At 74.4% G+C, this 18845-nt stretch carries 18 protein-coding genes; 9 read left to right on the top strand and 9 right to left on the bottom strand.

What is annotated here, in order from left to right:
- The first annotated feature begins 136 nt into the window (after nucleotides 1–136).
- Nucleotides 137–787, top strand: a complete 651-nt coding sequence (locus ACFU7Y_RS06940) for an ankyrin repeat domain-containing protein (protein WP_380766706.1) — start codon at nucleotides 137–139, stop codon at nucleotides 785–787.
- A gap of 32 nt (nucleotides 788–819) precedes the next feature.
- Here ACFU7Y_RS06940 and ACFU7Y_RS06935 read toward each other — a convergent pair whose 3' ends face one another.
- Both ACFU7Y_RS06935 and ACFU7Y_RS06930 read right to left on the bottom strand, forming a co-directional pair.
- Nucleotides 820–1473: a response regulator transcription factor gene (locus ACFU7Y_RS06935; RefSeq protein ID WP_224278224.1), complete on the bottom strand. Its 654-nt coding sequence runs from the start codon at nucleotides 1471–1473 to the stop codon at nucleotides 820–822.
- Nucleotides 1455–2666: a histidine kinase gene (locus tag ACFU7Y_RS06930; RefSeq protein WP_224278226.1), complete on the bottom strand. Its 1212-nt coding sequence runs from the start codon at nucleotides 2664–2666 to the stop codon at nucleotides 1455–1457. Before ACFU7Y_RS06930 ends, ACFU7Y_RS06935 begins: the two co-directional genes overlap by 19 nt.
- 110 nt (nucleotides 2667–2776) lie before the next feature.
- On the opposite strand from ACFU7Y_RS06930, the gene ACFU7Y_RS06925 reads away from it, so the two are divergent.
- Together ACFU7Y_RS06925 and ACFU7Y_RS06920 are read left to right on the top strand one after the other, a co-directional pair.
- Nucleotides 2777–3523, top strand: a complete 747-nt coding sequence (locus ACFU7Y_RS06925; RefSeq protein WP_224278228.1) for an ABC transporter ATP-binding protein — start codon at nucleotides 2777–2779, stop codon at nucleotides 3521–3523.
- The gene (locus ACFU7Y_RS06920; protein ID WP_380766705.1) at nucleotides 3517–5952 is read left to right on the top strand and encodes an ABC transporter permease; all 2436 of its coding nucleotides are present in this window, start codon (nucleotides 3517–3519) and stop codon (nucleotides 5950–5952) included. Before ACFU7Y_RS06925 ends, ACFU7Y_RS06920 begins: the two co-directional genes overlap by 7 nt.
- A 29-nt stretch (nucleotides 5953–5981) precedes the next feature.
- Here ACFU7Y_RS06920 and ACFU7Y_RS06915 read toward each other — a convergent pair whose 3' ends face one another.
- Together ACFU7Y_RS06915 and ACFU7Y_RS06910 are read right to left on the bottom strand one after the other, a co-directional pair.
- Nucleotides 5982–6326 (bottom strand): hypothetical protein, encoded by a 345-nt coding sequence (locus tag ACFU7Y_RS06915; protein WP_224278232.1) that lies wholly within the window; start codon nucleotides 6324–6326, stop codon nucleotides 5982–5984.
- Between the two features lie 89 nt (nucleotides 6327–6415).
- Complete coding sequence (locus tag ACFU7Y_RS06910; protein WP_224278234.1) at nucleotides 6416–7000, bottom strand: SRPBCC family protein; 585 nt, start codon at nucleotides 6998–7000, stop codon at nucleotides 6416–6418.
- Nucleotides 7001–7216: 216 nt separating this feature from the next.
- On the opposite strand from ACFU7Y_RS06910, the gene ACFU7Y_RS06905 reads away from it, so the two are divergent.
- On the top strand, nucleotides 7217–8137 hold the full coding sequence (locus ACFU7Y_RS06905; protein WP_380766703.1) for a LysR substrate-binding domain-containing protein: 921 nt from the start codon (nucleotides 7217–7219) through the stop codon (nucleotides 8135–8137).
- A 194-nt stretch (nucleotides 8138–8331) separates the two neighbouring features.
- Here the strand turns inward: ACFU7Y_RS06905 and ACFU7Y_RS06900 are convergent, their stop codons facing one another.
- The gene (locus tag ACFU7Y_RS06900; RefSeq protein ID WP_380766701.1) at nucleotides 8332–9102 is read right to left on the bottom strand and encodes a GNAT family N-acetyltransferase; all 771 of its coding nucleotides are present in this window, start codon (nucleotides 9100–9102) and stop codon (nucleotides 8332–8334) included.
- 52 nt (nucleotides 9103–9154) lie between these two features.
- A complete protein-coding gene (locus tag ACFU7Y_RS06895; RefSeq protein WP_380766700.1) occupies nucleotides 9155–9937 on the bottom strand; it encodes a crotonase/enoyl-CoA hydratase family protein in 783 nt (260 codons plus the stop codon).
- 150 nt (nucleotides 9938–10087) lie between these two features.
- On the opposite strand from ACFU7Y_RS06895, the gene ACFU7Y_RS06890 reads away from it, so the two are divergent.
- Entirely contained in the window at nucleotides 10088–11422 is a 1335-nt protein-coding gene (locus ACFU7Y_RS06890) for a PLP-dependent aminotransferase family protein (RefSeq protein ID WP_380766699.1), read from the top strand.
- A gap of 115 nt (nucleotides 11423–11537) precedes the next feature.
- On the opposite strand, the gene ACFU7Y_RS06885 is transcribed toward ACFU7Y_RS06890, so the two are convergent.
- Nucleotides 11538–12509: a helix-turn-helix transcriptional regulator gene (locus ACFU7Y_RS06885; protein ID WP_380766698.1), complete on the bottom strand. Its 972-nt coding sequence runs from the start codon at nucleotides 12507–12509 to the stop codon at nucleotides 11538–11540.
- A 99-nt stretch (nucleotides 12510–12608) separates the two neighbouring features.
- Here ACFU7Y_RS06885 and ACFU7Y_RS06880 point away from each other — a divergent pair, with 99 nt between their 5' ends.
- Nucleotides 12609–13169 carry a DinB family protein gene (locus ACFU7Y_RS06880; protein ID WP_224278252.1) on the top strand — a complete coding sequence of 187 codons (561 nt, stop codon included), beginning with the start codon at nucleotides 12609–12611 and terminating at the stop codon, nucleotides 13167–13169.
- A 95-nt stretch (nucleotides 13170–13264) separates the two neighbouring features.
- Here the strand turns inward: ACFU7Y_RS06880 and ACFU7Y_RS06875 are convergent, their stop codons facing one another.
- Nucleotides 13265–13480 (bottom strand): heavy-metal-associated domain-containing protein, encoded by a 216-nt coding sequence (locus ACFU7Y_RS06875; protein WP_224278254.1) that lies wholly within the window; start codon nucleotides 13478–13480, stop codon nucleotides 13265–13267.
- A 452-nt stretch (nucleotides 13481–13932) separates the two neighbouring features.
- Here ACFU7Y_RS06875 and ACFU7Y_RS06870 point away from each other — a divergent pair, with 452 nt between their 5' ends.
- From ACFU7Y_RS06870 to ACFU7Y_RS06860, 3 genes are all read left to right on the top strand, one after another.
- Entirely contained in the window at nucleotides 13933–14631 is a 699-nt protein-coding gene (locus tag ACFU7Y_RS06870) for a DUF3152 domain-containing protein (protein ID WP_380766697.1), read from the top strand.
- 208 nt (nucleotides 14632–14839) lie between these two features.
- Nucleotides 14840–15778 (top strand): glutaminase, encoded by a 939-nt coding sequence (locus ACFU7Y_RS06865; RefSeq protein WP_374119943.1) that lies wholly within the window; start codon nucleotides 14840–14842, stop codon nucleotides 15776–15778.
- Nucleotides 15779–15941: 163 nt separating this feature from the next.
- Entirely contained in the window at nucleotides 15942–16835 is an 894-nt protein-coding gene (locus ACFU7Y_RS06860; RefSeq protein ID WP_380766696.1) for an NAD(P)-dependent oxidoreductase, read from the top strand.
- 159 nt (nucleotides 16836–16994) lie between these two features.
- Here the strand turns inward: ACFU7Y_RS06860 and glmS are convergent, their stop codons facing one another.
- Complete coding sequence (glmS, locus tag ACFU7Y_RS06855; protein ID WP_224278259.1) at nucleotides 16995–18821, bottom strand: glutamine--fructose-6-phosphate transaminase (isomerizing); 1827 nt, start codon at nucleotides 18819–18821, stop codon at nucleotides 16995–16997.
- Nucleotides 18822–18845: the final 24 nt, after the last annotated feature.

The following is an 18845-nucleotide window of genomic DNA, read 5'->3' as shown; positions in this document are numbered from 1 at the left end:
GGTCATCCGATCGGATGACCCGACCGCCATCCGCTCCGCCGGACAAGGGCGACCGCCCCGCCGACGCGTCCGTGCGCCCGCGACGGCAGGCTGGGAGCATCGCGCAGTCCGCCCACCCTGCCGAGGAGTCCCCGCCATGACCGCCCGTCCGCTCTCCCCCGCCGATCAGGCCCTGCTGGACGCCGCCGACCGCGGCGACCTCGACGCCGTCCGCGCGGCCCTGACCGCGGGCGCGACCGTCGAGGCCCGCGACGCCGAGGGCCGCACCCCGCTGCTGCGGGCCGCCTTCGCCGACCGGGTCGCCGTCGCCCGGCTGCTGGTCGAGGCCGGTGCGGACGTCAACGCGCAGGACCGCCGGCTGAACAGCCCCTGGCTGGTCACCGGTATCACCGGCAGCGTTCCGATGCTGCGCGCCCTGCTCCCCGGTGGCCCGGACCTCGCCCGCCGCAACCGCTACGGCGGGGTGTCGGTCATCCCCGCCGCCGAACGCGGCCACGTCGCCTACGTCCGCGCGGTCCTCGCCGAGACCGCGATCGACGTCGACCACGTCAACGACCTCGGCTGGACGGCCCTGCTCGAAGCCGTCCTCCTCGGCGACGGCGGCCCGGCCCACCGCGAGATCGTCGACATCCTGCTCGCCCACGGCGCCGACCCGTACCTCGCCGACGCCGACGGCGTCACCGCCCGCACCCACGCCGGGCGCCGCGGCTTCCGCGCCATCGCCGAGGCACTGCGCACGGCGGAGGAAGCGGCCGCCCGCAACTGCGGTACGGCCGACGCCGGCTGAAGCCCCGGCAAGACCGCGGAACCGCAACGTCCTCAGGACCCCAGGTAGGTCAGCACCGCCAGCACCCGGCGGTGGTCGTCCGGCGCCTGCGGCAGGTCGAGCTTGGTGAAGATGCTCGCGATCCGCTTGGCCACCGTGGCCTCGGTGACCACCAGCCGGCGGGCGATGGCCGCGTTGGAACGGCCCTCCGCGATCAGCGCCAGCACCTCGCGCTCCTTGGGGCTCAGGCGCTGCAGCGGGTCGTGCCGGCGGGTCAGCAGCTGACGGACCACCTCCGGGTCCACCACCGTCCCGCCCTGGGCCACGCCGGTGAGGGCGGAGACGAACTCCCGCACCTCGCCGATCCGGTCCTTGAGCAGGTAGCCGGTGCCCGCGCCGCGGTCGCCGGCGGCGATCAGCTCCGCGGTGTACCCCTGCGAGACGTACTGGCTCAGCACCAGGACGGGCAGCCGCGGATCGTCCTCGCGCAGCCGCCGGGCCGCGCGCAGGCCGTCGTCGGTGTTGTCCGGGGGCATCCGGACGTCGACGACCACCACGTCCGGCCGGTGCTCCCGGACCGCCTCGACCAGCGCCGGCGCGTCGCCGACGGCGGCCACCACGGTGTGCCCGAACCGCTCCAGCAGGGAGACCAGGCCCTCCCGCAGGAGCACCGAGTCCTCCGCGACGACTAGCCGAAGTGCCGGCATGGGATCTCCACTCGCAGGACGGTCGGCCCGCCGGCCGGGGAACGCAGGGACAGGGTGCCCTCGATGACGGCGAGTCGGTCGGTGATGCCCAGCAGGCCGGTGCCTGCGGCCGGGTCGGCGCCGCCGGCCCCGTCGTCCCGGATCTCCAGTACCAGCCCGTCCGCCGCCGCGCGGCCGCGCACCGCGGCACGCCGGGCGCCGCTGTGCCTGACCACGTTGGCCAGCGCCTCGCAGACCACGAAGTAGGCGGCGGCCTCGACCGGGGCGGGCGGCCGCCCGGGCAGGGCGATGTCGACGTCCACCGGCACGGCCGAGCGGCCCGCGAGGTCCCGCACCGCCGGTTCCAGCCCCCGGTCGGTGAGGACCTGCGGGTGGATGCCGTGGATCAGCTCGCGCAGCTCCCGCAGCGCCACCTGCACCTCCTCCCGGGCCTCCCGGACCTGCCGGGCGCCGGCCGAGTCCTCGGGCAGGTCGAGGCCGGCCAGGCCGAGCTTGACGGAGAGCGAGACCAGCCGCTGCTGGGCGCCGTCGTGCAGGTCGCGCTCGATCCGGCGCCGTTCCACCTCGTACGCGTCCACCAGCCGGGCCCGGGAGGCCACCACCCGGGTCAGCTCGTCCTCGGAGGGCTCCAGCACGGCCCTGGCGGTCATCGCCCGCACCCCCGCCCAGGCCGCCAGCGGGTAGGCCGCCACCGGCAGCAGCACCAGTCCGGCGAGCGGCCCGAGCCAGGAGGCGGCGGGGTTCGCGGTCGGCTGGAACGGCGCGGCCAGCAGGAACAGCGGGGTGCCGAGGCCCACCGCGGCCAGTCCGAGGTCGATCCACCAGAGCAGCAGCAGGGACACCAGCCCGTAGCCGAGGTCGCGCCACGCCCCCGACCCCGGCCCCCCGAGCAGTTCGCGGGCGCGTCGGCGCCGGCCCGCCGCCTCCCGCCCCGGCAGCACCAACCGCAGCCGCCACCGCTCGTACCGGGCCGCCGCCCACCCCGCCAGGGCCAGCGGCGGCAGCACGAGCGCCACCGCCCCGGGCCCCAGCCCGTCCCACAGCAGCACCGGCAGCGCCACCGGCCCGACGGCCGTCGCCCCCACCACCGCTCCCGAGAGCAGGAAGCCCAGCGAGCGCCACGGCCACGCGGAGCCGAGGAACGCCGACGGCCGCTGGGCCAGCGCCTCCAGGGTGTTGCGGACAGCGATCACCCTGCCGACCCTAGCCGCCGCGAGGCACCCGCCGCAGGGGTGCTGGCACTACCTCTGCTCTCGCCCCAACACCCCTGCGCTTCACGGCACCTGACGGGTTGCCTGAGGGCATGACGAACTCGACCGACGCGGTCCTCCTGCGGGCCGTGACCAAGCGGTACGGCACCGGGGCCCGCGCCGTGACCGCACTGGACGACGTGACCGTCGCCTTCCCGGGCGGCAGCCTCACCGCGGTGATGGGCCCCTCCGGCTCCGGCAAGTCGACGCTGCTGCACTGCGCGGCCGGCCTGGACCGGGTCAGCGACGGCACCGTGGTCATCGACGGCACCGAGCTCGACGGCCTGGACGAGACCCGGCTGACCCTGCTGCGCCGCGAGCGGCTCGGCTTCGTCTTCCAGTCCTTCAACCTGGTCTCCGCGCTGACCGCCGAACAGAACGTGGCGCTGCCACTGCGACTGGCCGGGTGCCGCCCGGACCGGGGCGAACTCGCCGCCGCGCTCACCGAGGTCGGGCTCGGCCACCGCGGTGGGCACCGGCCGAGCGAGCTGTCCGGCGGGGAGCAGCAGCGCGTCGCGATCGCCCGGGCCCTGATCACCCGGCCCGCCGTACTCTTCGCCGACGAGCCGACCGGCGCCCTGGACACCCGCACCTCGCACGAGGTGCTCACGCTGCTGCGCGGCATCGTGGACCGCCACCGGCAGACCGTGATCATGGTGACCCACGACCCGGCCGCCGCCTGCTACGCCGACCGCGTCCTGCTGCTCGCCGACGGACGGATCGTGGAGCAGCTGCACGGCCGCAGCGAGGCCGCGGTCATCGCCGGCCGGATGGCCGCCCTGGAGGCGCCGGCATGCTGAGCCTCGCCACCGTCCGCGCCCGCTGGGCGTCCTTCCTCGGCACCTTCGTCGCGCTCGGCCTGGGTGTGACGATCCTGGCCATGACCGCCCTGGTGCTCGCCTCCGCCGAACCGGAGGTGCCCCGGCGCTACGCCGGTACCCGGGTCGTGGTGCAGAGCCCCGCCGTCGACCAGTCCGACGGCACCTTCACCCCGGGCCGGCCCTGGTCCCGGGAGCGCACGCAGGAACTGCTGCGGGCCCTGGCCGCCGTTCCGGGCGTGGCGCGGGCCGTGCCGGACCGCGCCTTCTACGCCCAGGCCGTGATCGACGGCAGGCCGGTCGCCGACCCGGGCCCGGAGCCGCGCGGCCGCAACTGGTCCGGTGCCGCGTTCGGCCCCGAGCGGCTCACCGCGGGCAGCGCCCCGGCCGACGAGCACCAGGTGGTGCTGGACGCCTCGCTGGGGCTGGCGCCCGGTTCCCCCGTCACCCTGCTCACCGCCGCCGGGCCGGACCGCTACACCGTGTCCGGCACCGTCGACTCGCCGTCCTCCTACCTGTCCGACCGCGCCGCCGAGGCGCTCGCCCCCGGGGTCCGGGTGATCGGCCTGGTCACCGCCCCGGGCGCGGACGTTCCGACCGTCGCCGCGGCCGCGGCCTCCGCCGTGGGTGGCGACGGGACGGTGCTGCACGGTGCCGCGCTCACCGCGCTGGAGGACCGGAGCGCCGAGAAGACCCGCTGGATCGGCCTGCAGATCCTGACCGCAATGGCCGGGCTGACCGCCTTCGTCTCCGTCTTCGTGGTCGCCTCCACCTTCGCCTTCGCGATCGTCCAGCGACGGCGCGAGTTCGGCCTGCTGCGCACCGTCGGCGCCACCCCGCGTCAGATCGCGCGGATGGTGTACGCCGAATCGCTCGCGGTGGGCGTCGCGGCCGGCGGCGCAGGCGTGCTGCTCGGCGCACTGCTGGCACCCGTGCTGGGCGCGCTGATGGTCGAGGGCGGCCTGGAGCCGGCCGGTTTCACCGTACGGTTCCAGGCGCTGCCGCTGCTCGGCTCCTTCGTGCTGGGCCTGGTGGTCGCGCTGCTCGGGGTCTGGTCGGCCTCCCGCCGGGCGGCCCGGACGGCCCCGCTGGAGGCGCTGCGCGAGGCCGCCGTCGAACACCGCCCGATGACCCGCGGCCGGTGGATCGCCGGTGGGGTGTCCACCGCGCTCGGCCTGGGGCTGGTGGTGGTCGCGTCCGACAGCGAGTCCGACAGCATGATCAACAACGCCCTGTACGCGGCCATGGCGCTGATCGTCGGCCTCACCCTGTTCGCACCCGCCGTGATCCCGCCGATCGTCCGCGCGGTCTGCCGGCCGCTGGCCGGGCTGCGCGGCGCCACCGTCACGGTGGCCCGGGAGAGCGCACTGACCGCCGTCCGGCGCACGGCCTCCACCGCCGCGCCGGTGCTGGTCACCGTGGGCTTCGCCGTGCTGATCGCCGGGATGTTCCAACTGCGGGCCACCGGTTACGCGTTGGATGAGACCGTCCGACAGGAGGCCGCCTCGGTGGTCACCCCGCAGGGCACGCCCGGACTCTCCGACGCCGCCGTGGCCGCCGTTCCGGGTGGCGCCTCGCTGCTGCCCACCCGGCTCTACGCCGGCGGCACCGACCACGTCGGCGCGGTGGGGATGAGCGAGGCCGCGTTCCGCAAGGCCCGCACCCGGATGACCGTCACCTCCGGCTCCCTGGACGGCCTGACGGGCGAACACACCATGGTGGTCAAGGCCGGCACCGCCGCCTGGCTGGGCTGGACCACCGGCCGCCGCGTCCCGGTCACCTTCGAGGACGGCAGCACCGCGGACGTCACGGTCGTCGCCGAGATCACCGACGGCTCCGCCACCGCGAGCGTGCTGCTGACCACCCGCACCGTCCGGGCGCACGACCCCTCGGCACTCACCTCGGTCGTCTACACGGCCGGCGCCACCTCGGCCGCCGCCCTCGCCCCGCTCGGCGCCCAGGCGCTGAGCAGCGCCGAGTACGCCTCGCGCACCACCTCCGAGGACGACGCCCTGGTCCGGATCTTCCTGGTCATCCTGATCGGCATGTCGCTCGGCTACAGCTGCCTCGCCGTCGCCAACACCCTGCTGATGGCCACCGCCCAGCGGGCCGCGGACTTCGCGGTGCTGCGGCTGTCCGGCGCGACCCGCCGTCAGGTGCTGCGGATCGTGGCCGCCGAGTCGACCCTCGCGGTCGGGATCGGCGCCGCACTCGGCCTGCTGATCGCGGTGGTCACCCTGGCGGGCATCCGCTCCGGCCTCTCCGCCAGGCTCGGCACCCGGGTCGACCTCGCCCTGCCCTGGTCGACCATGGCCCTGACCGTCGGCGTCTGCCTGCTCCTGGCCCTGCTCGCCGGCGTGCTGCCGGCCCGGGCCGCGCTGCGCCGCCCGGGCGCCCGGGTGGCGGGTTGACCGGGCCTCCCGGCCTCTCGGGGCTTCGGCTACTTCCAGTCGTCCGTTCCGCCCAGCAGATCGACCAGCAGCAGTCCAGGATCGTTCTCCTCGTCCACCCACCGGTCATAGCCGATGTCCAGGAACATCTCCACCAGAACCAGCCACGACAGCCGGTAGCGGAACACGACCGGCTGCTCGCCGGGCTGACGGACGGTGAGCCGGCGGCGCCGCCCACCGCCCTGGTGGTGGATCTCGGTCCGGTCGTCCACCACCGTGGACCAGTCGTCGATGTGCAGGATCCGCTCACCGTCCGCCTCTCGCACCACGGCGAGCAGCCGACCGAGCTGTCCCACCCAGATGACCTCGGAGCCCGCCCAGTTCACACGTGCCACGGCATCGTTCCTCCCGTTCGGACGGCACGGCCCGATGGACGTGCCGTGCTCGGTGGTCGCCCGGCCCGTCCCGCCCCGAGGGCTCGGGATCAGCGCTCGGGCCGGGCCCGCTCCCCCTGCTCGGCCAGCGACTTGATGCCTTCGAGGGTGGCCGTCATGCCGGTGCGCAGCTCGTTCAGCCGGAAGTCGACGATCTTCTCCTCCAGCTCCGGCCTGGCGTCGATGACCAGGCTGGCGCCGCTGCGGCCGGGGCCGATCACCACCGACTGGTGCAGCCGGGTGCCGCCGTCCTCGGGGGTCAGCTCGAAGCGCCACCGGGCCAGTGCCCCGGTGAGGTCGGACACCGGCGCGCCGTAGCGGCCGTCCGCGTCCATCACACCCCAGGCGAAGACCCGCCGGGCGCCCGGCTCGGCCGGTGCCGTCCCGTCGGTCGGCCCGGTCAGCTCCGTCACCTCGGAGACCGTCCGCCAGTCGGGCATGTTCTCGCGGCTGTTGTGCCCCTCGAACCGGGCGCCCAGCATGGGGCGGTCCGCGCCGTCCAGCCAGGCGACCCGCTGGAGCTCCGGGCTGAGCCGGGCGGGCAGGCCGATGTCCGTCACCAGCTCCCACACCCGCTCCACCGGTGCCGCGACGAACACCTCGCACTGCGCACCCGGACCATCGGCGTACCGCATGCCCACTCCCCTCCGTCGTACGTCACCGCTCTTGCACCGCTCTTGCACATCCATGCGGGTCGACACCCGCCCGTGCCCCCGCCACTGCGTCCGGAACGCCGCGAGGACAGCGGGCGGGTTGCCGCCCTGGGCCCTGGTTCGATGATCGATCCGGCGGAACACCCAAGTCAATCCGCCGATTTACTGGGACACCCCCAAGCGATACCTTGGATCTCCGTGACCATTGACGACCTCCGCGTCTTCGCCGCGGTCTGCCGGGCCGGCTCGCTCAGCGCCGTCGCCCGCGACCTGAACTGCACCCAGTCCGCGGTCAGCCAGCACGTGAAACGGCTCGAACGGGAGGTCGGCCTCGCCCTGATCGAACGCCACCCGCGCGGAGTCGTCCCCACCAAGGCGGGAAGCCTGCTGCGCACGGCGATCGCCGCCGGGCTCGGCAGCATCGACCACGCGCTGCACCGGATCGCCGAACTCGCGCGCGGCGAGGGCGGGTCCGTACGGATCACCACCGGGGCCACCAGCATCCGGCACTTCATGTCCGCGGCCGTGGTGGACTTCCGGCGGCGCTTCCCCCAGGTCAGCCTGGAGTTCCAGACCGAGGTCTCCAGCCGCAGCTGCCTGGAGTCGCTCAACACCGGCCGGGCCGACCTCGCCTGGATCACCCTCGGCGTCCCGGCCCGGGGCATCGACCAGCGGCCGGTGGTCGACCTGCCCTGGGTGCTCGCCGTCACGGCGGGCGACCCGCTCGCCACCCGGGCCCGGATCTCGCCCGCCGACCTCCAGGACGCCCGGCTGATCGGGCTGCCGCAGAACTCCGTCTCCCGCTCCCAGGTCGAGGCCTGGCTGGGGAAATCGGGCATCCGGCCGGTCTTCGACACCAGCGTCGCGGACTGGGACACCGCGATCCTGCTCGCCGAACTCGGCCTCGGCCACGCCGTCGTCCCCGCCCTCCCGCAGTGGCAGGGCCCCGGCCACCCCGGCCTGCGGCTGCTCCCGCTGCCCGACCTGCCCGCCCTCACCGCCGGCTGGGCCGTCCGGGACTGGGAGAACCTCTGCCCGCTCGCCCGCGCCTTCGCCGACACCGTCGCCGCCCACTGCGGCCGCGCGGCCACGCCGCCCGCCGCGTCCGGTACGGCCTGACCGCCGCACCGCCCCGTGTGCGGCGAAGTCCGCCGGGGAAACCAGCGCGCAGGCTCCGCACCCGCTGCCCGTCCCGCCGGCCGCAGGTGGTGGCGCCCGCCCGGCGCCGCGCTCGCCCATCCCCCCTGCGGGTCCGGGCGCCGGCTCGGTCCAGGTCCGGCCGCCCGTTCCCTCAGCCGGAGAACGTCAGGCGCTCACCGGCCGTGGAAGGAGTGGCTGCACCCGATCTCCACGAAGCCCCGGCGGCCGTACCACGCACGCGGCCAGTCCGCCGCGTCCGCGAGCAGGAACAGCTGCGGGATGCCGGCCTCGGCCGCCAGCGCCAGGCCGGTGGCGAGCAGGGTGTCGCCGTACCCCGCACCGCGGTGTTGCGAGCCGGTCACCACGTCCTCCAACTGGGCGAGCCCGAAGGCCGGTTCGAGGTAGAGATCGCCCCAGGCCGCGACCTCGCCGGCCGGCGTCCGTGCGGCCAGGAAGTGCACCCGCTCGGCTCCGCGCAGCCGGGCGGTACGGCGGTCGGTGAGCTGCCGGACGAGCTCCTCGTCCTCGCTCCACTCCCGCTGCTGGCGCAGCACCGCCTCCCGCACCTCGCTCAACTCCACAGGGAGCGCCGCTGGTTCGGGCAGCACGCAGCCGTCCGTCGGCCGGGCCAGGATCACCACGCTCTCCCGCTCCCACCCCGCCGCCGCCAGGACGGGGGCGGCCCGCTCGCCTGGCTCCGGGTCCAGCACGGTGATGCAGTGACGGCGGCGCCGCCCCAGCCATCGGGCAGCCAGCTCGGGCAGCACCGCCGGGTCGGTGCCCGGGCCCTCGACGATCAGCTGGTTGTGTTCCTCGGAGCGGACGAACTCGGTGTTCCGAACGGCGAACACCCCGGGGAGCTCCGGGAGTTCGCTGAGGTCCGCCGACTGGCGACGGGCGAAGGCGGCACGGAAGGCGGTCACACGTGCAAGCAGATCCGACATCCCGCCATGATCACCCGCCCGGCCGCTGCGGGCAACGACCTTCCCGTGCGCCTCAGGAGGACGAGGCGGGGGACGAGCGGTCCAGGAAGCGTCGGATCCCGTCCCGTACGCCGTCGGTCGGCACGGTCGCCGCGAAGGCCGCCGCCTCCACCGCGAGCCCCTCGTCGATCGGCAGGTTGATGCCCCGGGTCACCGCCCGCAGGCAGGCGGCCACGGCGGTCGGCGCGTGCCGGATGATCCGCTCGGCCAGGTGCCGCGCCGAGTCCAGCAGTTCGTCCGCCGGGACGACCGAGTTGACCAGGCCCATCTCGGCGGCGCGGGCGGCCGGGATGGGGTCACCGGTGAGGATCAGCTCCAGACCGCGCTTGCGGCCGACGTGCCGCGGCAGCCGCTGCGAGCCGCCGAAGGGCGGCGGGAAACCGAGCGTGATCTCGGGCTTGGCGAAGGTCGCGTGCTCGGCCGCGACGGCCAGCGGTGCGGCCTCGGTGATCTCGCAACCACCGCCGTACGCGAGGCCGTTGACGGCCACGATGACCGGCTTGGGGAACTCCTCGATCCGCCGGGTGAGGGTGTGCCCGCGCCGGACGAACTCGCGCAGCGCCCGCTCGGGCCCGCCCGCGATGCTGGCCGCCAACGACGGGATGTCGGCTCCGGCACTGAACGCCCGCCCCCCGGCGCCGGTGAGGATCACGGCACGGACGGTGTCGTCGGCGTCGATCCGGTCGAGCTCGGCGAGCAGTGCGTCGATCGTCGGGTAGTCGAGGGCGTTGAGCTTCTTCTCCCGGTCGATGGTGAGGGTGACGACGTGCTCGTCCCGCTCGCTGCGGATGGTCATGGGCGCGTGCTCCGTTCCTGGCCTCGCTGCTGGATGTGACGAGGCTAGGAACACCCGCCCAGGACAATCCACTTATTGTCCTGGATACACTCCGATGCACGCCCGTACGCCCCGGAGCACGCCTCCACTCCCAGGAACGGCAGGTGATCCGTGCGACCGCCCTCCTACAAGGCCGTCGTCGACGAGTACGCCGCCGCCATCCGCTCCGGCGCACTCCCGGCCGGCACCCGGCTGCCGACCCACCGCGCCCTCGCCCGCGAACGGCGGATCGCCCTCGCCACCGCCACCCGGGTCTACGCCGAACTGGCCGCCGCCGGACTGGTGGTGGGCGAGCAGGGCCGCGGCACGTTCGTCCGGCTGCGCTCCGGCTACGACGGCCTCGAACCCTCGCGCGCGCTCCCGGTTCCCCGGGTGGCCGACCTCTCCTTCAACCAGCCGCTCGCCCCCGGGCAGGGCGACCGGCTACGGCAGGCCCTGCGCGCGCTCGCCTCCTCCGGCGACGCCGAAGCCCTGCTGCGCCAGCACCCGCCGGGCGGCCACCGCCACGACCGGGCCGCGGTGGCCACCCACCTGCTGGACCGCGGGATCGACACCGCCCCCGAGAACGTCCTGCTCACCAGCGGAGCGCAGCAGGCCCTGGACTGCGTCCTGCGCACGCTCACCCGCCCCGGGGACGTCCTCGCCGTGGACGCCCTCGGCTACCCGGGCATCAAGTTGCTCGCCACCGCCCACGGGCTGGACCCGGCCCCCGTCCCGGTCACCGCCGCGGGCCCGGACCTCGACGCACTCGACCGCCTCTGCCGCACCCGGCCCGTGCGGGCGGTGTACACCCAGCCGACCGTCCACAACCCGCTCGGCTGGGTGCTCGGCCCGGCACAGCGCGAGCGCCTCGTCCGGCTCGCCGCCGACCACGGCTTCACCCTGATCGAGGACGGCACCTACGCCTTTCTGGAAGCCGCACCGCCCCCGCCCCTGCACACCCTCGCCCCCGAACGCACCTGCTACGTGGCCGGCCTCTCCAAGAGCGTCGCACCGGGCCTGCGGTTCGGCTTCGCCGTCCTGCCCGACCACCTGCTCCGGGCCGCCACCACCAGTCTGCGCACGGCGGCCTGGGGCGCCCCCGGCCTGATCACCGCCCTCGCCACCGGCTGGCTCACCGACGGCACGGTCGCCCGCCTGGAGCAGGAACGCCGCACGGACGCCGCCGCCCGCCAGTCCATCGCCCGCACCGCCCTGGCGGGCCTGACCACCACCGCCCACCCCACCTCCTACATCGTGTGGCTCACCCTCGAACCCCACCAGCGCGCCGACCACGCAGCCGCCGCCCTGGCCGCCGAGGGCATCCTGATCTCCACCGCCGACGCCTTCGCCACCACCCCCCACCACCCCAACGCCCTTCGCCTGGCTCTCGCCACACCCCCGCTCCCCACCCTCCCCACCGTCCTCACCCACCTCCGCACCACCCTCGAAGCCATCGCCCCCTGACCGAACCCCGCCCGACGTCCCACTCCCCGCTCCCCCGCCGCCACCCGGCCATGGCGGGGCCCGCGCACGTCAGGCTCCGGCGCAGCGGGGTGCCGCGGTTCCCGACGGCGACTTCCTACGCCTCGCCCTCCGCCACCGCTCGGGCGAAGCGGGCGCTCCAGTCCGCGAGGAGTGTCCGCAGGGCGTCCGGGGCGAGCACCTGGAACTCGGCGCCGAGGGAGCCCAGGGCCATGGCGGGCCAGTCGAGCGAGTCGGCGGTCATCCGCAGGTGGCAGCGGTGCGGGGTGACGGGTTCCACGGTGGCCCAACGGCCGACGCGGGCCCGGACGTGGTCGGCCGGCGCCTCGACCAGGGCCTCCACCCGGTGCGGCCGGGGCACGCCGTTGAGGCCCGCGCGGACGAACTCCGCCGCGTCGGCCGCCGGGAGGGTGCGCGGGGCGAAGCGTGCACCGCTGCCGGACGGGGCGGTGAGGCGGTCGAGGCGGAAGCTGCGCCAGTCCGCCCGGCCGAGGTCGTACGCGACCAGGTACCAGCGGCGGTTCAGGCAGACCAGCCGGTGCGGTTCGACGTGCCGTTCCGTACCACGCCCGTCGGCGGCCGTGTAGGAGAACCGCACCCGCTCGCCGTCCCGGCAGGCGAGCGCCACCACCGTCAGGGCGTCCGGGTCGACACCCGCGCTCGCCTGCGTCCCCCAGTCCACCGGGACGATCATCGCGCGCAGCGCCTCCACCCGTCGGCGCAGCCGGGCCGGCATCACCTGGACCACTTTCGCCAGCACCCGCACCGAGGCCTCCGCGACCCCCTCCACCGGGCTTTCGGCGGCCGCTTGCAGACCCACCGCGAGGGCCACCGCCTCCTCGTCGTCGATCACCAGCGGCGGCAGCGCCGCGCCCGCCGCCAGCTGGTAGCCGCCGTCGACGCCACGCTGCGCCTCGACGGGGTAGCCGAGTTCGCGCAGACGGTCGATGTCGCGGCGCAGGGTGCGGGCGGAGACGCCGAGCCGGTCGGCCAGTTCCTCGCCCGGCCAGTACCGGTGGGTCTGGAGCAAGGAGAGCAGTCGCAGCGTTCGGGTGCTGGTGTTCGCCATGCGTCGATTCTCCCCGGAATTCAGGACAGGAAGTGACCGCAATGGCCCATAGCGTTGTTCTTGTCCGAGGGAGCAGGAACCGAACGAAGGGCCGGAACCATGACCAGCACGACCACCAGCGCGACCACCACCACCGCCACCATCGAGAACCTCACCGGCGAGCGCGCCGACCTCCTGGTGGCCCTGGAGAAGCAGCGGCACTTCCTGCGCTTCACCACCCGGGACCTCACCGACGAGCAGGCCGGCCTGCGGTCCTGTGCGAGCGAGCTCTGCCTGGGCGGCCTGATCAAGCACGTGACCATGGTCGAGCGGCTCTGGGCGGAGTTCATCGTGCAGGGCCCGTCCGCGATGCCCGACTTCACCCGTTTCACCGAGGAGGACTTCGCCCGCCGCGCGGACGAGTTCCGCCTGCTGCCCGGCGAGACGCTGGCCGGTGTCCTCGCGGCCTACGCCGAGGTGGCACGCCGGACCGACGAGCTGGTGGCCACCCTCCCCGACCTGGACGCCACTCAGCCGCTGCCGAAGGCCCCGTGGTTCGAGGGGGACGCCGAGTGGTCGGCCCGCCGGGTGCTGCTGCACATCGTCGCGGAGACCGCCCAGCACGCCGGCCACGCCGACATCATCCGTGAGTCCCTGGACGGCGCGAAGAGCATGGGCTGAGCCCGGTCCGCACGGCAGCGGGGCCCGTCGGCGACGACCGACGGGCCCCGCGCCCCCTCACCCCTCCCCCTCACACCCGTACCCCTGGACCGCCCTCAGGCCCGCCCGACGAAGGTGAACCCGGCCCCGTCGACCACGCTGCGGACCAGGGCCTCGTCCAGCGGCTGCGCGGAGGCCACGGTGACCCGGCCGCTCGGTGCGTCGGCACTGACGTCGGTGACGCCCGGCAGGGCGGCCAGCCCGGCACTGACCGTTTTCTCGCAGTGGCCGCAGCTCATGCCGTCGACGGTGAAAACGGCGGTGATGGACATGACGGCGCCTCCGATGGCGTTCCGGACGGGTCGGGGCCGACCCGGGCGGACCGGCCCCGACGAATCGACCCGAACGGGTCGACCCGCCCTACGACACCCGAATCCGACGGCACCGCCCAGGGACACGCCGCCCGGGTGACACCATCGAGCGGTTCCGGGAACCTACCGGACCTCCCGTCCGACAGGGACCCCGCCGTGGCGCACGCCACTTCCTGAACCGCCGCCCCGCCCCGTCCCGTTCCTCCAGGTACAACCCTTTCGCGCAACCGGGCGACGGCCCGGCCGCCGATCGGCCGCCACGGCCCGTCGATCCCGTCCTGGAGCACGTCCGCCATGTCCACCCTGGCCCCCATTCCTGCCCGACCGGGCACCACCACCCTTCTGATGCCCCACTCCGTCCTACGCGGCGAGTTCGGGGTGTACGGCCACCCGGACGCGGCGGGAGCGGGCCGTTGAGCGCGCTCGCGCGGCTCCGCCACTGGAAGCCCCGGCACGGCGTGCTCGCCCTCGCGCTGGTCGCGGCGCTGACCGCCGGGCTGCTCTGGTGGCAACCCTGGAGTGGCGAGGACCGGGACAGGCTGGCGTTCACCACCGCGCCCGGCGGCTCCGCCCGCTTCGGCACCGGCGAGCGCCTGTACCGCTACAAGGTGCGGGTGGAGGACGGGATCGCGGAGAGCCCGGCGCAGTTCGCGGCCGAGGTGGACGCGGTCCTCGGCGACGTCAAGCACGGCTGGGCGGCCGGCGGCACGGCCTCGTTCCAGCGGATGCCCGCCGACCCGGTGGACTTCACCGTCTACCTGGCCACCCCGAAGTCCACCGACCGGATCTGCGGCCAGTACGGCCTGGACACCGGCGGCTGGGTGAACTGCGGCGTCACCCACCAGGTCGTCATCAACCTCAAACGCTGGACCGAGCTGTCCGAGTTCTACCAGGGCAGGCCCGAGCCGTACCACGCGCTCGCCGTCAACCACGAGGTCGGCCACATCCTCGGCTACGGCCACGTCGACTGCCCCGGCCCGGGCGCCCCGGCACCGGTGATGATGCAGCAGATCAAGGGGCTGCACGGCTGTGTCCCCAACGGCCTGCCGTACTCGGACACCGGCACCCTGCTCACCGGCCCGCCCGTCCAGGCCCCCACCAACGCGCCGTAGCCGGCCCGCGGGAGCCGGACACCGGCCCCCAGCGACACCGGCTCCGCACGACGCCGCACGGCTCCGTACCGCGCCACACGAGGCCGGCCACCCACCCCCTCCCGAACCACCCGCCCGAAACACGGATAATCCTGGTCGGACCGGACGCACCCGCACCGCGCGCCCGGTCCCGGTCGTGTCCCCAGTCGGTGCCGGTGGAGGAGAAGCGTTGAACGGTGTGCCCGGCGGGGAGATCCTGGACTGGCCGGTGCTGCTGGAGGCCGCCGAGGCGGCCGCCCGGGCGACCACGGGCCGGGGCCGGGTCGCCGACTACATCCCGGCCCTCGCCACCGCCGACCCGGAGGCCTTCGGCATGGCCGTCGCCACCGTCGACGGCGAGCTGTACGGCGTCGGGGACTGGGAGCAGCCGTTCTCCGTCCAGAGCGTCTCCAAGCTTTTCTCCCTCGCCCTCGCGGTGGCCTACGGCGGTGACACGCTCTGGCAGGGCGTCGGCCGCGAGCCGTCCGGCAACCCGTTCAACTCCCTGGTGCAGCTGGAGACCGAGCACGGCATCCCGCGCAACCCGTTCATCAACGCGGGCGCCCTGGTGGTCACCGACCGCCTCCAGACCATGACCGGCGACGCCTCCGGTGCGGTGCGGGAGTTCCTGCGCCGCGAGTCCGGCAACCCGCTGCTCGACACCGACCGGGTGGTCGCCGCCTCGGAGGCCGAACACGGCCACCGCAACGCCGCGCTGGCCCACTTCATCGCCAGCCACGGCAACCTGGAGAACCCGGTCGAGACCGTCCTGGAGCACTACTACGCCCACTGCGCCGTCGCCACCAGCTGCCGTGACCTGGTGCTGGCCGGCTCCTTCCTCGCCCGCTACGGCGTGCGCGCCGACGGCACCCGGCTGATGTCCCGCAGCGAGGCCAAGCGGATCAACGCCGTCCTGCTCACCTGCGGCACCTACGACGCCGCCGGCGAGTTCGCCTTCCGCGTGGGCCTGCCCGGCAAGAGCGGCGTCGGCGGCGGCATCCTCGCCATACTCCCCGGCCGCGCGGCCGTCTGTGCCTGGGGTCCGCGCCTGGACCAGGCCGGCAACTCCGTCGCCGCGGTCACCGCCCTGGACACCCTGACCACCCTCTCCGGGTGCTCGGTGTTCTGAGCGGCTCCGAGCCGTCCCGAGCCACTCCGATCCGCGCCAAGCGGTTCCGAACGGTTCCGACACGGCGCCAACGAACCGGTATCCCAGCCGACTTGACCTTCACACCGGTGTCAACCGCGAGGATCCAGGCATCGCCAACGGCACACCGTACGGAAGGACTCCCATGACGAACCCCACGGACGCCCCGTCGCCGGTCACCGTCATCGGCCTCGGCCGGATGGGCCGGGCGCTGGCCGCCGCGTTCCTCGCGAACGGGCACCCGACCACCGTCTGGAACCGCACCCCGGACAAGGCCGGTGAACTCCTCGCCCGGGGCGCCACCCGGGCCGGCTCGGTCGAGGAGGCCGTCCGGGCCAGCCCGCTGGCGGTCGTCTGTGTCTCGGACCACGACGCCGTCCGCGAGCTGCTCGACCTGCCGGCGGGCACGTTCGCGGACCGCGTCGTGGTGAACCTGACCAGCGGCACCTCGACCCAGGCCCGGGAGACCGCCGCCTGGGCGGCGCAGCGCGGCCTGGCCTACGTCGAGGGCGTCATCATGGCGATCCCGCCGGACATCGCCACCGAGCGGGCCGTCCTGCTGTACAGCGGCCCGGAGGAGGCCTACCGGGCGCACGAGGCGACGCTGCGGAGCCTCGGCCCGGCGGGCACCGTGCACCTCGACGCCGACCACGGCCTGTCGCCGCTGTACGACATGTCACTGCTCGGCATCATGTGGGGCGTCCTGAACGGCTTCCTCCACGGGGCGGCGCTGCTCGGCACGGCCGGGGTCCCGGCGACCGTCTTCGCCCCGCTCGCCGAAACCATGATCAACGTGGTGGCCGGCTACGTCACCGCGTACGCCCCGCAGATCGACGCGGGCGAGTATCCGGCCGAGGACGCGACCCTGGCGGTCCACCAGGGCGGCCTGCGCCACCTCGCCGAGGAGAGTGAAGCCTCTGGCGTGAACGCGGAACTCCCGTACTTCTACCGCGAGTTGGTCGACCGCGCGATCGCCGCGGGCCACGCCGGAAGCGGCTACGCGGCCCTCATCGAACAGTTCCGCCGGCCCTCCGCCTGAGCCCGCCGGACCGGGCCGGCCCACCGGACCGCCTCGTCGGACCGGCCGCCCGGCGAGGCGAAGTCGAACCGGACGCGGGCCCCGGCCGTCCGCACAGCGACCGGGACCCGCGAGTCCGATGCACGCGCCCGGTTCCGAGGGCGCCCTTCCCGGGGGGTCCTACTCCACCGTCACGCTCTTCGCGAGGTTGCGCGGCCTGTCCACGTCCCGCTTCAGGGCGACGGCGGCGTGGTAGGCGAGCAGCTGGAGCGGGATGTTGAGCAGCAGCGGGTCCAGCTCGGGCTCGCTCTTCGGTACCAGGATGCAGTGGTCCGCGAGCTTCTCCTCCGGCCGCCGGTGGGCGACGGCGACGACCCGCCCGGAGCGGGCCTTGATCTCGCCCAGCGTGGTCAGGTTCTTGTCCAGCAGCTCGTCGTCCGGAACCAGTGCCACGGTGGGCAGTTCGGGGCTGATCAGCGCCAGCGGACCGTGCTTGAGCTCGCTCGCCGGGTAGGCCTCGGCGTGCACGTAGGAGATCTCCTTGAGCTTCTGCGCGCCCTCGCGGGCCACCGGGTAGCCGCGCACCCGGCCGATGAACATCATGCCCGCCGAGTCGGCGTACTCGGCGGCGAGTCCGGCGATCGCCTCGCTCTGCTCCAGGACCTCGCGGATCTGGTCCGGCAGCGCCTGGAGCGCCGAGACGATCCGGCGCCCGTCGGCGGGCGACAGGTCGTGGATGCGCCCGAAGTGCAGGGCGAGCAGCGCGAAGGCGACCACGGTGGAGGTGAACGCCTTGGTGGAGGCGACCGAGACCTCCGGACCGGCGTGCAGGTAGATACCGCCGTCACACTCTCGGGCGATAGCGCTGCCCACGGTGTTGACGACTCCGAGCACCCGGCCGCCCTTGCGCTTGACCTCCTGGACGGCGGCCAGGGTGTCGTAGGTCTCGCCGGACTGGCTGACCGCGACGTACAGGGTGTCCGCCTCGATCACCGGGTTGCGGTAGCGGAACTCCGAGGCGGGCTCGCTGTGCGCGGGGATGCGGGCCAGCTCCTCGATCAGCTGCGCCCCCATCTCGCCCGCGTAGTAGGCCGATCCGCAGCCGAGGATCTTCACCCGGCGGATCTCGCGCAGCTCCCGGGCGTCCAGGTTGAGGCCGCCGAGGTGCGCGGTGGCGAAGCGCTCGTCGAGCCGGCCGCTCAGGGTGCGCTCGACCGAGCCGGGCTGCTCGTGGATCTCCTTGAGCAGGAAGTGCTCGAAGCCGCCGGTGTCGTAGGAGTCGACCTCCCAGTCCACGGTGGACGGCTGGCGGTGCGTGGTGCGGGCGTCCGCGGTGAAGGTGCGGAAGCCGTCGGCCCGGACGGTGGCCAGCTCGCCGTCCTCCAGGTGGACGACCTGGCGGGTGTAGCGGACCAGCGCGGAGACGTCCGAGGCGGCGAACATCTCCTTCTCGCCGATGCCCAGCACGATCGGGCTGCCGTTGCGGGCGACCACGATCCGGTCCGGCTGCTCGGCGTCGAGCACCGCTATGCCGTAGGTGCCGACCACCCGGCCGAGCGCGGCCCGCACCGCGTCCTCCAGCTCGACGCCCTCGGCGACGTGCGCGGCGATCAGGTGGGCGAGCACCTCGGTGTCGGTCTCGGAGCGGAACACCGCGCCGTCGGCGGTGAGCTTGGCGCGCAGCTCGTCGGCGTTCTCGATGATGCCGTTGTGCACGACGGCGATCCGCTCGGCGTTGTCCAGGTGCGGGTGCGCATTGGCGTCACTGGGGACGCCGTGGGTGGCCCAGCGGGTGTGGCCGATGCCGGTGGTGCCCTTGAACCGGGCCGGCACGGCGGCGGCCAGGTCCGCGACCCGGCCCTTCACCTTGCGGAGCTTGATCCCGCCGCTGCGCCCGGTGACGGCGACGCCGGCCGAGTCGTACCCGCGGTACTCCAGCCGCGCCAGCCCCTCCAGCAGGAAGGGGGTCGCGTCCTTGGGGCCGATGTAGGCCACGATTCCGCACATGCGTGGTCTCCTCTTCGAAGTCTT

This window comes from Kitasatospora sp. NPDC057542, assembly GCF_042801945.1.
Taxonomy (GTDB): domain Bacteria; phylum Actinomycetota; class Actinomycetes; order Streptomycetales; family Streptomycetaceae; genus Kitasatospora.
This window is presented reverse-complemented; position numbering and strand designations above follow the sequence as displayed.